This window comes from Thiocapsa rosea, from assembly GCF_003634315.1.
Taxonomy (GTDB): Bacteria; Pseudomonadota; Gammaproteobacteria; order Chromatiales; family Chromatiaceae; genus Thiocapsa; species Thiocapsa rosea.
Genome location: NZ_RBXL01000001.1, coordinates 815,806 through 830,482 on the forward strand (window position 1 = coordinate 815,806; position 14,677 = coordinate 830,482).

Annotated in this window: 13 protein-coding genes and 1 tRNA gene; 6 read left to right on the top strand and 8 right to left on the bottom strand. The window is 64.3% G+C overall.

Going from position 1 to position 14,677, the window contains the following annotated elements:
- Positions 1–117 precede the first annotated feature (117 nt).
- The 5 genes from BDD21_RS27715 (at position 118) to BDD21_RS03665 (ending at position 4,456) form a co-directional block, all read left to right on the top strand.
- Entirely contained in the window at positions 118–267 is a 150-nt protein-coding gene (locus BDD21_RS27715) for a hypothetical protein (RefSeq protein WP_170164678.1), read from the top strand.
- A 242-nt stretch (positions 268–509) separates the two neighbouring features.
- Positions 510–1,934, top strand: coding sequence for a transcriptional regulator PpsR (gene ppsR / locus BDD21_RS03650; protein WP_120799728.1), 1,425 nt, complete (start codon positions 510–512; stop codon positions 1,932–1,934).
- Positions 1,935–1,939: 5 nt separating this feature from the next.
- A complete protein-coding gene (gene chlG / locus BDD21_RS03655) occupies positions 1,940–2,848 on the top strand; it encodes a chlorophyll synthase ChlG (protein WP_120795985.1) in 909 nt (302 codons plus the stop codon).
- Positions 2,849–2,944: 96 nt separating this feature from the next.
- Complete coding sequence (locus BDD21_RS03660; RefSeq protein ID WP_120795986.1) at positions 2,945–4,150, top strand: geranylgeranyl diphosphate reductase; 1,206 nt, start codon at positions 2,945–2,947, stop codon at positions 4,148–4,150.
- 39 nt (positions 4,151–4,189) lie between these two features.
- Positions 4,190–4,456 carry a hypothetical protein gene (locus BDD21_RS03665; protein WP_120795987.1) on the top strand — a complete coding sequence of 89 codons (267 nt, stop codon included), beginning with the start codon at positions 4,190–4,192 and terminating at the stop codon, positions 4,454–4,456.
- 199 nt (positions 4,457–4,655) lie between these two features.
- Here BDD21_RS03665 and BDD21_RS03670 read toward each other — a convergent pair whose 3' ends face one another.
- Together BDD21_RS03670 and ppsR (BDD21_RS03675) are read right to left on the bottom strand one after the other, a co-directional pair.
- Positions 4,656–6,851 (bottom strand): PAS domain-containing sensor histidine kinase, encoded by a 2,196-nt coding sequence (locus BDD21_RS03670; RefSeq protein WP_120799729.1) that lies wholly within the window; start codon positions 6,849–6,851, stop codon positions 4,656–4,658.
- Between the two features lie 100 nt (positions 6,852–6,951).
- Positions 6,952–8,352, bottom strand: coding sequence for a transcriptional regulator PpsR (ppsR, locus tag BDD21_RS03675; protein ID WP_245969390.1), 1,401 nt, complete (start codon positions 8,350–8,352; stop codon positions 6,952–6,954).
- A 112-nt stretch (positions 8,353–8,464) separates the two neighbouring features.
- Between ppsR (BDD21_RS03675) and BDD21_RS03680 the strand changes: the two genes are divergently transcribed.
- Positions 8,465–8,541: transfer RNA gene (locus BDD21_RS03680), tRNA-Arg, on the top strand.
- 83 nt (positions 8,542–8,624) lie between these two features.
- On the opposite strand, the gene BDD21_RS03685 is transcribed toward BDD21_RS03680, so the two are convergent.
- The 6 genes from BDD21_RS03685 to BDD21_RS03710 form a co-directional block, all read right to left on the bottom strand.
- Positions 8,625–9,380 carry a type III pantothenate kinase gene (locus BDD21_RS03685; RefSeq protein ID WP_120795988.1) on the bottom strand — a complete coding sequence of 252 codons (756 nt, stop codon included), beginning with the start codon at positions 9,378–9,380 and terminating at the stop codon, positions 8,625–8,627.
- Positions 9,377–10,228, bottom strand: a complete 852-nt coding sequence (locus BDD21_RS03690; RefSeq protein WP_120795989.1) for a biotin--[acetyl-CoA-carboxylase] ligase — start codon at positions 10,226–10,228, stop codon at positions 9,377–9,379. The genes BDD21_RS03685 and BDD21_RS03690 overlap by 4 nt, the downstream gene beginning before the upstream one ends.
- Positions 10,225–12,066, bottom strand: a complete 1,842-nt coding sequence (locus BDD21_RS03695; protein WP_120795990.1) for a M61 family metallopeptidase — start codon at positions 12,064–12,066, stop codon at positions 10,225–10,227. Before BDD21_RS03695 ends, BDD21_RS03690 begins: the two co-directional genes overlap by 4 nt.
- 102 nt (positions 12,067–12,168) lie before the next feature.
- Positions 12,169–12,441 carry an RNA recognition motif domain-containing protein gene (locus tag BDD21_RS03700; RefSeq protein ID WP_007191936.1) on the bottom strand — a complete coding sequence of 91 codons (273 nt, stop codon included), beginning with the start codon at positions 12,439–12,441 and terminating at the stop codon, positions 12,169–12,171.
- Positions 12,442–12,592: 151 nt separating this feature from the next.
- On the bottom strand, positions 12,593–13,879 hold the full coding sequence (locus tag BDD21_RS03705; protein ID WP_120795991.1) for a DEAD/DEAH box helicase: 1,287 nt from the start codon (positions 13,877–13,879) through the stop codon (positions 12,593–12,595).
- A 337-nt stretch (positions 13,880–14,216) separates the two neighbouring features.
- A complete protein-coding gene (locus tag BDD21_RS03710) occupies positions 14,217–14,624 on the bottom strand; it encodes an H-NS histone family protein (protein ID WP_120795992.1) in 408 nt (135 codons plus the stop codon).
- Positions 14,625–14,677 lie beyond the last annotated feature (53 nt).

Here is a 14,677-nt window from a genome sequence, read left to right on the forward strand (position 1 = left end):
ATCTAGTCCGCTTTCAGGGATGCGTCAACCAAACTTTACGTAAACCTGACTTGACAACCCCGCGCCAGACACCACAATAGGGTAGCGAGCCCGACAGTGGTGAACCGGCGTTTCTGCATGGCCATCGGCAGCAGCTGCGCCCCGCAGCATGTGAACACCGGCTGCGGCAAGATCACCCACTCGGACTCCGCACAACGGCGGCGCTCGTTCGATCCGGAATGGATCGGCTGGGCTGTTCGCACCTCGCGCCTCGGCGTGTTTTCGTAAGACGACTGTCGTCCCCCGAGCAGCGCTAGCGGTCTTTGTGTGATCATCGATACGAGACAGGATCCGGCTGAAGTCGGAAGCCGCGTCGAGCGATGCGCTCGAGGCCGTCGGGCGCGATGGTGCAGACATCGGGCACCGACGGGCTTACCGCTCCGGCGGGAAGACTCCGGCGAGCCAGCCGCTATCGGCACCGAAATCGGGTTGCGCGGGCGCGCCCAGAGGCATTGGAGGGTCTGGTCGTCGTGAGTCCGTTCAGAGCTCCGAAGGAATCGTTCGGCAGCCTCGATGCCGACACGGCGGCGGCGCTGGTCGAAGGCGCAACCGACATCGCGGTCGTGGTCGACCAGGCGGGCATCGTCTGCGACATCTCGTTCGGCAGCGAGGATCTTTCGAGCGAGCTCAGCAGGGACTGGATCGGACAGCCGTGGCTGACCACCGTGCTGCCGGAGAGCCGCGCGAACCTCGAAGCCTTGCTCAGCGAGGCATCCGACTCCCGCGTCACACGTTGGCGACAAGTCAACCATCCCTCCGTTCGCGGGACCGATATCCCGATCCAGTACCGGGCCTTGCGTCTCGGGACGAGCGTCGTGGCACTGGGGCGCAACCTCCAAGGTATGGCCGCACTGCAACAGCAGCTCGTCGACGCGCAGCAAGCCCTCGAGCGCGACTATTGGCGTTTCCGCCAGGTCGAGACCCGTTATCGCTTGCTGTTTCGCATGGTCTCGGAGGCCATTCTCATCATTGATGCGCCGACCCAGCGGGTCGTCGAGGCGAATCCGGCCGCAGGACAGCTGCTCGGAGAATCGCCGACGCGGGTCATCGGCCGCCCGTTCCCGGAAGGATTCGACACCGAAGGCACACAGTCGATCAATGGTCTTCTGGCCGGTGTCCGTGCCGCCGGCCGGGCCGACGACGTGCGGGCCAAGCTCGCCGACGGCATGCAGGAGTTCTTGGTCTCGGCCTCGCTGCTGCGCCAGGAAAACCTCTCGTTTCTGCTCGTACGCCTGTCGCCGATCATCGCCGAGAGCGCCACCTTCACCCTGCCGGAGAACCGGGCTCGCTATCTTCGCGTGCTCGAGAACGCGCCGGACTGTGTCGTCATCACGGATGCGGACGGACGGGTGTTGAGTGCCAACAACACCTTCCTGGCCTTGACCGAGATCGCCGCTGAGCAACAGGCGCGAGGCGAGTCGCTCGACCGTTGGCTCGGGCGTCCGGGCGTCGACCTCAATGTACTGATGGCCAACCTGCGTCAGCACGACACGGTCCGGCTCTTCGCGACCACCTTGCGCGGCGAGTATGGATCCACGACCGATATCGAGATCTCCGCCGCAGCGGTGCGCAACGGGGAGCGCCCCTATTTCGGGTTCTTTATCCGAGATGTCGGGCGCCGGCTCAATGCCGAGCAACCGACGAGCCCGGAGCAGCCGCGCTGGCTCGATCAGCTCACCGATCGCGTCGGGCGGGTCCCGCTCAAGGAACTGGTGCGCGAGTCGACCGACACCATCGAACGGCTCTGCATCGAGGCTGCACTGAAGCTGACCGGAGACAATCGCGCCTCGGCGGCCGAGCTGCTGGGCTTGAGCCGCCAAAGCCTATACGTCAAAATCGATCGCTACGGCATTTCAGACCAAGCAACCGAGCCATCGGCACCATCCGAGAAGTGAGCGGCATGAATCGAAGCGCGTTACCCGCGGCACCGTCCGCCTATCCGTCCATGCCTGCGATCCTGGAAGTGTCGCATCCCATCACCTGGTTCCCGCCGATGTGGGCCTTCGCCTGCGGCGTCGTGTCCTCCGGCGCACCTGTCCTGCAGCAGTGGTGGCTTTTGCTCGCCGGCGTGCTGCTGGCCGGCCCCCTGATGTGCGGAACGAGTCAGGTCGTCAATGACTGGTACGACCGTCATGTGGACGCCATCAACGAGCCGAACCGCCCGATCCCCTCCGGACGGATCCCGGGGCGCTGGGGTCTGTATCTCGCACTCATCTGGACCACGCTCTCGCTGCTGCTCGCGTGGGTGCTCGGACCCTGGGTCTTCGGGGCATCGCTGATCGGTATGGCTCTGGCGTGGGCCTACAGCGCACCGCCGTTCCGGCTCAAGGGCAACGGCTGGTGGGGCAACCTCGCCGTCGGATTCTCATACGAGGGATTGGCCTGGGTGACCGGGGCCGCCGTCATGCTCGGCGGCGCCATGCCGGACTGGCGGATCCTTGCGCTCGCCGTGCTCTACAGCATCGGCGCGCACGGCATCATGACGCTCAACGATTTCAAAGCGATCGAGGGCGACAAACAGATGAATGTGCGCTCGCTGCCGGTTCAGCTCGGCGTCGACGGGGCCGCGCGGCTGGCCAGCATCGTGATGGCCGTGCCTCAAGCGGTCGTGATCGCGCTGCTGCTCGCTTGGGACAAGCCGGCTCACGCCATCGCGGTCGGCGTGGTTTTGATGATCCAGTTGCTGCTCATGATCCGCTTCCTGCAAAGCCCGCGCGAGCGTGCGACCTGGTTCAGCGGACTCGGCGTCAGCGTCTACGTCACCGGGATGATGATCAGCGCCTTCGCCGTGCGCGGGCTTCTCGCTTGAGTCAAACCCGACAGAAGGCTTGATCGCGCCTGCTCGGCGCCGTTGCTCCGGGCGTCGGAACACTTCGTTTTACCCCAACATCAGGGCCAGCATGCGATGACAACTCTTGAAACATTCGACGTCGTGATCGTCGGCGGCGGCCCCGCCGGTGCAACTGCCGCAACCGACCTGGCCAAGCGCGGTCGCCGCGTCCTCTTGCTCGATCGCGGCGGGCGCATCAAGCCCTGCGGCGGCGCCATTCCGCCGCAGGCGATGCGTGAGTTCGATATCCCGGAATCCATGCTGGCGAACCAGGTCAACTCCGCCCGCATGGTCTCCCCGTCCGATCAGCGTGTGGACATGCCCATCAACGGCGGCTATGTCGGCATGGTGGATCGCGAGCATTTCGACGAGTGGCTGCGCGAACGCGCCGCACAAGCCGGAGCCGAACGGCGCACCGGCACCTTCGAGGCGGTCGAGCGCGACACCGACGGTGTGGCACTCATCCGTTATCGACCGGGCGCCGGGCGCAGCGGCAACGAGTCCGAGCGGGTCCGCGCCCGTGCCGTGATCGGCGCCGACGGGGCACACTCTGCGGTCGGCAAGCAGTGCGTTCCGGGCGCCGACAAGATCAAGTATGTCGCAGCCTATCACGAGATCGTGCGGACCCCGGCCAACGGCGGTCCGGCCGACTTCGACGGCACGCGCTGCGATGTCTACTACCAAGGCGACATCTCGCCGGACTTCTACGGATGGGTCTTCCCGCACGGCGACACCACCAGCGTCGGTGTGGGCACCGCGGTCGATGGCTTCTCGCTCAAGAGCGCGACCACCGAGCTGCGTCGCCGCGCCGGACTCGAGCATGCCGAAACCCTGCGTCGCGAGGGCGCGCCCATCCCGCTGAAACCGCTCAAGCGCTGGGACAATGGACGTGACCTGGTGCTGGCCGGCGATGCCGCCGGCGTCGTGGCTCCCGCCTCGGGCGAAGGCATCTATTACGCACTGGTCGGAGGACGTCTGGCCGGGGACGCGGTCGATACCTTTCTCTCCACCGGCGACGCACGCGCGCTCAAGACCGCGCGAGCCCGCTTCATGAAGGCCCACGGCAAGGTCTTCTGGGTGCTCGGGATGATGCAGTACTTTTGGTACTCCAGCGACAAACGTCGCGAGCGTTTCGTGAGCATGTGCAAAGACCCTGACGTGCAGTCTCTGACCTGGGATGCCTACATGAACAAGCGTCTGGTCCGCGCCAAGCCGGCGGCCCATCTGCGGGTCTTCTTCAAGGACATGGCGCACCTCTTGGGTTTCGTCTCGGCACGCTGACGCGACGCGTCCGACGCAAGCACCCAGGGAGGCGCCATCATGGCCGAGCTCTTCGAAAGCGGGCGCTTGATCGATCTGATCCTCGGCCTGGTCGTGGTCGAGGCGATCGCACTGACGCTTTTCAACCGCCTGACGGGGAAAGGCGTCGCACCGCGCGATCTGGTCGGCCTGCTGCTCGCGGGCGCCTTCCTGCTGGTCGCGGTGCGTTTCGCCTTGACCGGCGCCGAGTGGATCTGGATCGGACTCTGGCTGGGCCTAGCCCTGATCGCACACCTCGCGGATTTAGCACTGCGCTGGCGCTCCTAAACCGCGTCCAGAGTGAAATGCATCGTTTTCCTTGTGTATCGGGCTCAAGGATTCTTCCGACCTTTGCGGAGACGCGGTTTAGAATTTAATCTCTTTAATATCTTAAACCGCGCCGACTCAAACGGTCGTTAAGTCTGCCGGGGCCGATCCCATCCGAAAACATCACATACCCTATCGGGCGCGGTTTAAGCCGCTCGCATCAGTTTCCGCTAGCCGGATCGCCCTTTGTGTTCTGCGCCGAATACCAGGCGAGGTGCTCGAGGAGCTGGGTGGTCCGCTGGACGGATGACTGAACGGCGTCGACCAATGCGGGCACGCGGCCCAAATCGACGCCGTCGGTCACCTCGAGTGCGGCAAGCTGCGCATTCCCGACAATGGCCGAGAGGAGTTCGCGGTACAGTGGGTTGGCACTCCATTGCAACTGCTGGCGCATGATCTTCTGCTGCTCCAGCAGACCGGCCTGAACCCGATGCCGGGCATCCTCGGCCCTTTTGCGCTCGCTCAGGTCGGTCAGCAAGAGCACAAATCCCAGGACCCGCTCCGGCGAAGAGAAGACCGGATCGGCGCGCACCAGAAACGGACGCAGGCCGCTGTCCCCGGTATTTAACTCGACCTCTCCTCGCCATGGCCGACGGTGCGTCATCAACTCTTCGAGACGGCGGCGCGCCTCCGCCTGCGTCGTCTCCGAGAACAAGCCCAGTAGTTCATCCAGACACCGCGGGCGCGATTGATCCGGATGCAGGAGCCGCTCGAAGGACTGTGTGGTCAGCAAAAACACGCCGTCCGCATCGGCGATGAGGATCGGCTGCTCGGAGACTCGGACCTGAGAGCGGACCTGGGCGAGCTGCGCTTGGGCGATCAGCACACGGACCGAGCGAAACTGCTGGATGACATCCGCCACGGATTCGCCGATCAGTCTAGCCGTGGCCAGATTCGCGGACGTCCAGGGCTCGGATGTGCCCTCGACCACCTGATGCCATTGCGCGAACGAACGCCGCGGGGAAAGCTGCGCGGGATCGTCTCCGATGAAGACCGGCTTGAAGGGATTCCCACCCCAGGTGACGGTGCGTACGCGCTCCGGACGGCACCAAATGAGATACTCCCCCGTACAGCTCGACACCGGCGCTGCGAGGATACCGCTCGCCACCGGGGTCAAATAGGCGAGACGGGGCTCGTCGCACCGCAACGAGGCGGTCGCCATCACCGCACACTGCGGCTGAGTATCCAGCCAAGCGCCGATCTCGCGTAGGTCGCGGGTTCCGGGTACATCTCCGGTGGTCAGAATCCTGCCGTCGCAGAGCAAGGCCGCTCCGGCCGCATCGACGGTCTGGAGCAGTGTTCGGGGATCGTCGAAGAGGGCGGATGTCCAGTCGCCCTCGCGCGAGATCGCCTCGACCATGCGCTGCTCGAGTCGCCGCACCGACAGCTCGGCCTGGGCCTGGACAAAGCTCTCCAAGGCGGCGATGCGGGTCGCCACCGCCTCGGCCAGCAGCTCGCAGACCGCGCGAATCTCGTACTGCACGAAGCGCGGCCCGCGATGATGGCACGCGATCAGACCCCAGAGTCTGCCGCCGACCAAGAGCGAGGCGACCAGGGTCGCCCCGACGCCCATATTCTTTAAATACTGGATGTGGATCGGCGACATGCTGCGCAGGCTGCACAGCGACATATCCAGATCTTCCCCCGTGACGGGGGAGGCCCGGGGGTGGATGCGCACCGGTGCGTAATCGACATCGACCAAGAGACGGATCCGGTTGCGCTCGTAGAGTCGACGCGCGATTTGAGGGATATCGGAATCCGGGTAACGGTTGCCGAGGTAGGCCTCCAGCTCTGGCTCGCGCTGCTCGGAAAAGACCTCGCCGTGGCCCTCGTCGTCGAACCGATAGACCATGACCCGATCGTAACCGGCAATCGACTTGAAGATTCGCGCAGCCTCGTCGCACAAGGACCGCAAGGACGCCGATGCGATGATCGTCTGCAGCGCTGCGTTGATCGGCGCCGACAGATCGACTGCGGACCCCGATGGCTCCATCTCGACGATCAATCCCCCTGCAGGCGGGCGATGCACGATGGCATCGAAATCCCGCTCCGAGCGGCCCCCCACCGGCGTGCGCAACACCAGCGGGATCTGGGCCAGATCATCATCGAGCCTCGGCCGCACCCGCGCTGCCAGGACCGGTATCAATGCGTCGAGACGGAGCCCGATCGGCTCCCGGTCGAGCCGCAACAGGGAGCGCGCATTCTCGCTGGCCTGGATCACGACAAGATCCGGCTCCGACAGAACGATCAGGGCGCCGTGCGGCTGGATGGATGCGGCGAGCTGGATCTGCTCGCGCTCGCAATTGGAAAGATCGGCGTGCCCGAACGCCGGTGAGGAGGAAAGATCGGGGGTCAATTGGACTGCACTCCGATGCTTAAACCGCGTCTCCATAAAGGTCGGAGAATCCTTAAGCCCATCACAAAATGAAAATGACGCATTTCACTCCGGGCGCGGTTTAGGGCCGATGTCCTGGATCCGTCATCGTGTCTTGATCCATTCCGTAACGCTTGAGCTTGACGTAGAGACTCTGACGACTCAAGCCCAGCAGGTCGGCGGTTGCGGTGCGATTGCCGCGCGTGAGGTCCAACGCCTCTTCGATATAGTGCTGCTCGAGCACGCTGACCGCCTCGTCCACCAAGGCACGCAAGGGGCCTTTACCGATCCGCCCGGTCAAGGCGGCCAAACGTCCACCGAGACGTTCGTCGTTGTCCTGGCGCGGCAGGCGCCTGCCCACGTCGCGGAAGAAGATTCCGATCGACGTCGGTTCGCTGTCCAGATCCCCCGCTGCCGAGATCTCAACCTCGGTCTCCCCGCCGAGCTCGCCGCGGAGTCTGGTCAAGAACGGACGTACGACGCCGAGTCGCATGATCGTCGCCAACAACACGCCCATATCGGCGCCCGGCCGGTCGAGCCAACGCCCCAGGCTCTGCTGCAACACCCCGCCCGAGGTCGGCATTTGAACGAGGTCGAGGAACGCCGGATTCACCCAGCGAATCACGCCGCCGCGATCGGTCACGACGAATCCATCGGGCAGGCGCTCGATCAGGACGCTCGCAACCTCCCCGTCGGCAGACGGCCGAGACGTCGACGCGGCCTCGGTGGCGGTCAATTGGAGAAGGTACAGTGAACCGGTCTCGGACGCGAGCCGCGAAGCACGCACCATCCAAGCCGCTCGCTCCGCGCCGAGATGCAGCAGAATACCCGGGGCGCTGCCGTGATCGTCAAGCCGTCGGAGCATCGCGTGAAAGAGGTCGCGCTCGCCGTCGACCAACTCGCCGGAAAAGTCTTTTCCGACCAACGGCCTCCGCGCTCCGGCCGGACCAACGAGGGCGCGCGACGCAGCCGGGTTGACGTCCTGGATCGCGAGACTGTCGACGCGCAACAGAATGACCGCGTCGCTGGAGGATCCGAATAAGAGCCGATACCGGGTCTCGACCTCGCGCAGCTTCCAATAGTCACGTTCCATCGTCTGTTGCGCCTCAACGAGGCGCGTCTGCAGCTCCGTCACCGCTTGGAGACTGCGGCCGATGGCGACCAGACCGGCATCCCCTCCCAAACGCACCGCGGTATACTCGATCGGAAGACGCAAGCCGGATGGAAAGATCTGGTTGACCTGCCGGAAGGCCGAGACACCCGAATCCCGAGCGTCGTCGACGAGGCTCTGCAGGCTCTCGCTTCCGAACGACTCCACCGTCTCGGCCCAGGGACGCCCGACCCAGGCATCCAGGGCCTCGCCGCGGATCGCAGGCGACAGCGCCGCCCGCCGGATCACGCCGGCGTGATCGAGAAAGATGGTGACGTCGGGCTGGGCCAGATTGGTCATGGACATGGGCGTATAGACCTGATCACGCTTCAATAATCACCGCTTCGCGGATGGACTTCAACCGATATCGGCCTGAATCGGGATCCTAACCGGTGCCTCCAGTCATTCCCCGGGTTACACTAAAGCCGATGTCGCTCGGCAGCACGCCCTCGTAGCTCAGTTGGATAGAGCGATCGCCTCCTAAGCGGTAGGTCACAGGTTCAATTCCTGTCGAGGGCGCCAAATCCCCGCATGTGACCCTCTGCTCGCTCACTTCACGCCGCAAGCCGATGCCCCGTTGCGAGCCCGCCCGGCGAGGCGGACGCTCATCCGACGGCCTGGGCTTCTTCGCCGGAAACGACCTCGAACAGTCCGCGCAAGACCAAATCAGGCACCACCTGAGCGGGTCGGTCCATGGCCGGAATCAGGCGCTCGGCGTCGCCGCCGGTCAAAATCAGCGCCGGGGGCGTCTGCGCCTGCTGCTCGAGTCGGTCGTAGAGCCGAGTTGTCAGAGCCGCAAGCGCCTGAAGACTGCCGGCCGCAACGGCGGGACCCGTGTCGACCGCCCAAGGTTCGTCGGTCGGCTCGGAGGCGATCCGCGGGATGAGTGTTCCGGCCAGAAGGCTCGCACGCATCATCTCGACCCCGGGGAGGATCAAGCCCCCGAGATGGCGCCCGTCGGCAAGCAGGAGGTCGAAGGTGGCCGCCGTTCCGGCGTCCACGATCAGCGCCGCCTCGGGAACCAAGCGATGGGCGGCGACCAGGGCGAGCCAGCGATCGACACCGAAGCGTTCCGGCGCGGGATACGCAATGCGCAGGGCGCCGAAGTGCGCTCGAGTCTGCACGAATTCCACGTCGAGCCCCCAATAGGCCCGGGTCGCGCGACCGATCGCCGTCGCGACCGAAGCTCCGCCCACGTTGCTCGCAACCACGCGCTCGGGTGTATTCAGCCGCTCCCAGTCGGCCAGAAGATCGAGCGGCACCGCTGCGCAGTGGCGAACGACCCGCACCTCGTCGGGAGGACCGCCATCGGAGAGCCCCCAGCGCAGGTTGGTGTTTCCGATATCCAACAGCAGCATCATCGCTCGCCCTCACCCTCGCGTCTCAAACTGACCTCTCCGGCATGAAACCGCCGTTCCCCGTCGGCGGTATCGAGCCGTAAAGCGCCGTCCGATGCGATCCCGAGCACCCTGCCCCGAATCTCTCGGTCTGCAAGCAGGATGCGCGCCTGCTCGCCGCGAAAGGCGTCGAATTCGGCCCAGAGTGCAAGGTACGGGGTCAAGCCCTCGCGACCGAAACGCTCGAAGGCATCGATCAGGGCATCGACGATCAGCGCCGCCAGGGTGTTGCGATCGACCCGCGAGCCACCGAGCACGTCGGTAAGATCGACCCAAGGTTGGTCGATGACCCGCCCGTGATCGGCCGTCATCCGCACATTGATTCCGATCCCCACCACCAGGGCACTGGGGCCTTTGGCCTCGCCGGCCACCTCCAGGAGCATGCCGCCGAGCTTGCGCCGATCCCAGAGCAGATCGTTCGGCCATTTCAGCGCGAGCCCTTCGGCGCCGATCCGACGCAGCACGTCCGCAACGACGGCCCCTGCGACCAAGCTGAAGCCACCCAAGGCGACCGGCGGCGCCGCGTATCGCCAGAGCATCGAAAGATAAAGGTTGGCCCCGAACGGGGAGATCCAGGCACGCCCGAGACGCCCCCGTCCGGCAGTTTGGCACTCCGCGAGGCAAAGCGTTCCGCCGGGCGCGCCCGTCGCCGCTTCGCGCATCAGGTAGCGATTGGTCGAGTCGATCTCGGTGTGGATCTCCAGACGCGCGATCGCTCGGCGAGCGGATGGGGAGAGTGCTGCCAGAAGTCGCTTCTCATCAAGGAGATCGGGGGGCACGTTCTGGCCATGAAACGCCGAGCCGAGAATCACGGGGCGCGATCCTCGCCGTCCCGGACAACGCTGGCGAGCCAACGCATGCGGGCCTCGAGCACCTCCGGCGGCACTGCGTCCAAAAGCATCACATCACAGGTATCGGATCGCGCCGGCGCCGGGATAGCTAGCACCTCGATCAACTCGTCACGCCGAAACAGATGGATCCGGACCTCGGACGAGACCGCAGCGCGTGCGACCAGGGATTCCACATTCTCCGCCGTTGCGCGCAGGCCGTCGACCGCGACCAAGACGTCTCCCGGGGCGATACCGGCACGCTCGCCCGGACCGCCGCGGATCACGTTCTGCACGATCGCCTCGGAGGCACCTGGCCGCAGGCGCAGATCCAGGGTCGGTCGCGCCTCGCGATGGCCGAAGCATTCCAGACACCCGCCCTGGTCCTTCGGCCCATCCGCGGGGCGCAACCGCATCGCGATCCCGACCCCGGCCAAGAGCGGCTCGAGATCGAGTTCCTCGGTCCCCTCCAGGGCGGTCGAGAAGAAACCGTCAAGATCGAGCCCCGACACCTCGGTCGCGACGGCCTCGACCCCGTGCTCAGGAACGCCGAGACCGGTGCGGCCATAGCGGCTCCAGAGCGCGCGCATCACGTCATCGAGCGATACCCTGCCCTGCGTCCCCGCCCGAATCCTCAGATCCAGCGCCAAGGCGACCAAGGCGCCCTTGACGTAATAGCTCACGATGGCGTTGGGTGCGTTTTCGTCTTGCTTATAGAACTTGGTCCAGGCATCGAAGCTCGACTCGACCAGGGTCTGCACCTCGCGCCCCGGGGTTCGCATCAGGCGGGTGATGGTCGCGGCGAGCAAGCCAAGATAGGTTTGGACATCGATACGACCGCTGCGCACCAGGGCAAGCTCGTCGTAGTACGACGTGATGCCTTCGAAGGCCCAAAGCGTGCGCGTGTGGATCTCCCGATCCAGCCCGCCATCCATCAAGGCAGCAGGCCGAATGCGCTTGACATGCCAGAGATGGAAATACTCGTGACTGCACAGGCCCAAGAAGCGGATATAGGCGTCGGTGCGTTTCTCGTCGGTCGGATGGGGTAGATCGTTGCGCGAGCAGAGCAGACTGGTGGAGAACCGATGTTCCAATCCACCATAACCCTCGCCCACCGCGGTGACGAGAAAGAGATAACGATCGATCGGCAATTCGCCGAATAGGGCCGCATGCTCGGCACAAATGTGTGAGAGGTCGCTCTCGAGGCGTGCCTTATCGGCTTGCTGGCGGCCCGTGATCGCCATGCGATGCGGCACGCCCGCAAGATCGAACGCCACGCGCTCGAAGCAGCCCATCTCCACCGGATGATCGATCAGATCGTCGTAATTCTCGGCGCGATAACGTCCGAAGCCACGCGCGTCGATCTGCTCGGGCGCGAGGCTGGTTGCGACCTCCCATTCCTCGCCGTCGCGAGCATCGGGGGACAATACATCGAGCAAACAGGCTCGGGCGTCCATACCGCGCACCCGCATCAGGAGAACCGCTCCGTTGAAATAGGCGTGCGTGCTGTCGAGATGCGCCGCGCGGACCGAAAGCTCCCACGCATAGACGGAATAATGCACCCTGATGGCATGGCCAGCCGTCCGGCAAACCCAGGTTTGTTTGTCGCGCTTTCGACACTCGAGCGGCATTCCGTCGGCCGATTCGGCGACCAGCGTCAGGATATTCCTCGCAAAGTCCCTGATCATATAACTGCCGGGAATCCACGAGGGCAAAGAGAGCTCAACGAGTTCGGCACCCGAATTCGGAATGTCGATATCGACGCGGAACTGGTGGGCATTCGGAGCGGCGGGAGAAACGCGATAGAGCAGGTCGAGCGACATCGGGAATGCGCAGGGGGCTGTGAGAGGAAAGGAAATCTCTACAAGATCGCGAGTTCGGTTTCGCAAACGACCTCGGGGCAATGCCCCGAGGTCGATGTCAACTTACCAGCGCGGCCCGCGTGAGGGACGCTCACCGCGCGGCTTGGCTTGGTTGACCTTCAGGTTGCGGCCCTTCAGCGGCGTCTCGTTCAGCCCCTTGATGGCGGCATCTGCCTCGGAGTTATTCGGCATCTCGACGAAGCCGAAGCCCTTAGACTCGCCGGTGAACTTGTCGGTGATCAAATTCACGCTCGAGATCTCGCCATAGGCGGAGAATGCGGTCTTCAGCTCGTCTTGGGTCACGCCGTAGGCCAGGTTGCCAACGTAAATATTCATCATTCAAGAGTTCCGTGAGAGCGCATTGAAGAGAGAGAGAACGGTCGAAAGATCAATACGCAACTGTTTCGACGGTCTTTGTCCCCAACCGTTGGGGACGAAGGTTTCGCGGGGGCAGGTTGGACCGCGTCCCCGCGAGGGCGAAGGGTGTCTAGGGCGTGACGATGCGCCCGCGCCGATCTCCGCCTCGCCATGTGCGTTTGGCTGCCGGCGAAGCAGCTGCCGCCGGCTTGCGTGCCGGTCGGCTCGGTCCACGCGAGTCGCGTCGGCCACCGAGGCTTCGGTCGGGCTCGCACTCGGGTGCAACCAGAGACGGCTCGAAACCAACGACGGGATTCATCGAGATCTCTTTGCGCAGGAGCCGCTGTATTCCTTGCAGCAAACCTTGCTCGTCATGGCTAACTAAGGACAATGCCTTGCCGCCGGCCCCTGCACGACCGGTCCGACCGATCCGGTGCACGTAATCCTCGGCGACGTTGGGCAGCTCGAAATTCACCACTTGGGGCAGATCGACGATATCCAATCCCCGCGCGGCGATATCGGTCGCCACCAATGCCCGGACGCTCCCGCGCTTGAAATCATCCAAGGCGCGTGTTCGGGCCGATTGGCTCTTGTTGCCGTGGATGGCCGCAGCCGTGATGCCCTCTCGACCCAGGTGCTCGACGAGCCGATTGGCGCCGGCCTTGGTCCGCGTGAACACCAGGACCTGATGCCAACCCTCGCTACGGAAGAGGTGCGCGAGCAGATCGCGCTTGCGGGCCTTGTCGACCGGATGCGCCGCCTGCGTGACCGATTCGGCGGCCGTGTTGCGGCGTGCAACCTCGATCAATTTCGGCCGCTTGAGCAGCCCGTCGGCCAAACGCCTGATGTCGTCGGAGTAGGTCGCCGAAAACAGCAGGTTCTGACGCCGCTCGGGGAGGAGCTGAATGATGCGCCGGATGTCGTGGATGAAGCCCATATCCAGCATGCGATCGGCCTCGTCGAGGACGAGGATTTCCACGCGAGACAGATCCACGGTGCGTCGGCCGGCGTGATCGAGCAGGCGCCCCGGGGTTGCGATCAGAACATCCACGCCACGCTGCAACTGATTGATCTGGGGCTGCATACCGACACCGCCGAAGACAATCGCCGAGCGCAAAGGCAGGTGCAGGCCGTAGGCGTGCACACGCTCGCCGACCTGGGCCGCCAACTCGCGCGTCGGCGTCAAGATCAGTGCCCGCGGATGACGTTGCGGGTGACCCTTTTCGGAGAGGCGCTGCAAAACCGGGAGCACAAAGGCCGCCGTCTTGCCTGTCCCGGTTTGAGCCCCGGCAAGCAGGTCATGACCGGCCAAAATCTCCGGTATTGCCTGCAGTTGAATCGGGGTCGGACGGGCATAACGCTGCGTTGCCACGGCACGCAGCAAATCGGCCTGAAGGCCGAGTGAATCGAATGACATGAAAACTCCTGAAACCGGCCTAATAACCGCGCGGGCGCGGGACCGGCCTAGGCAGAAAAGAGGCGTTCGAGGATGAAGCCTTGGGATAAGGTGGGGTCAGCCGCGAGACGACGCATCGACCGGATGATGCGATGTATGGAGTCTACGCGATACGTACAATGAAAGCCAGTGCCGCGCAGATCCTATTTACCGAGGCGTTTCCGAGTCAGCTCGGCCGGAGGTCGGAAACAGTCCCGACCCACCATCTCGACATCCGAGCTTGAAAGCGCCTCGTGCGATCCGAGGAAGATCGCCCGATGCCGAGATGGTTCTCCGGAAATCGCCGAAACAATCGCGCCTAGGCGTCGACCGCCTGAAGATAACTGGACTTAAAGGCTTCACGATCGGTCTTGGAGGCCGGGTCGTAGCCCTGCTCCGCCATCTTTTGCTTCATCCAGCCGGGGAGAACGCCACGCACATAGACGTTGTCGCCATTCTCCGGATCGACGTATCGCGTATACTGCCGCCCCCCGGTGGGCGAACGCCGGACCGAGCCGCCCGCACGCCGACGCTTGGATTCCACCAGAGGCAGAATTTCTTCCAATTCGTAGCCGTATTGCGCGATCAAGCCCCTAATCTGTTGAGCGACTTCCGATTTCGCCTCCTGACGGCGTACTTCCAGCGCGCGCTTCAGCTCGGTCTTGCTGCTTTCGATCTCAGCAAGCTGCTGCTGGATCTCGTCGACGCTAAGGTTAGCGTACTCCACGTGACATACCTCCAAAACGGGTAAAGGGTAATCCCTGAAAAGACAAGCGAGCC

Bases quoted from the DNA above. Each gene is read 5' to 3' on its own strand.
- BDD21_RS27715 (WP_170164678.1), top strand. From the start codon at position 118: ATGGCCATCGGCAGCAGCTGCGCCCCGCAGCATGTGAACACCGGCTGC.
- chlG (WP_120795985.1), top strand. From the start codon at position 1,940: ATGAATCGAAGCGCGTTACCCGCGGCACCGTCCGCCTATCCGTCCATG.
- BDD21_RS03660 (WP_120795986.1), top strand. From the start codon at position 2,945: ATGACAACTCTTGAAACATTCGACGTCGTGATCGTCGGCGGCGGCCCC.
- BDD21_RS03665 (WP_120795987.1), top strand. From the start codon at position 4,190: ATGGCCGAGCTCTTCGAAAGCGGGCGCTTGATCGATCTGATCCTCGGC.
- BDD21_RS03685 (WP_120795988.1), bottom strand. From the start codon at position 9,380: ATGATGCTGCTGTTGGATATCGGAAACACCAACCTGCGCTGGGGGCTC.
- BDD21_RS03695 (WP_120795990.1), bottom strand. From the start codon at position 12,066: ATGTCGCTCGACCTGCTCTATCGCGTTTCTCCCGCCGCTCCGAATGCC.
- BDD21_RS03700 (WP_007191936.1), bottom strand. From the start codon at position 12,441: ATGAATATTTACGTTGGCAACCTGGCCTACGGCGTGACCCAAGACGAG.
- BDD21_RS03705 (WP_120795991.1), bottom strand. From the start codon at position 13,879: ATGTCATTCGATTCACTCGGCCTTCAGGCCGATTTGCTGCGTGCCGTG.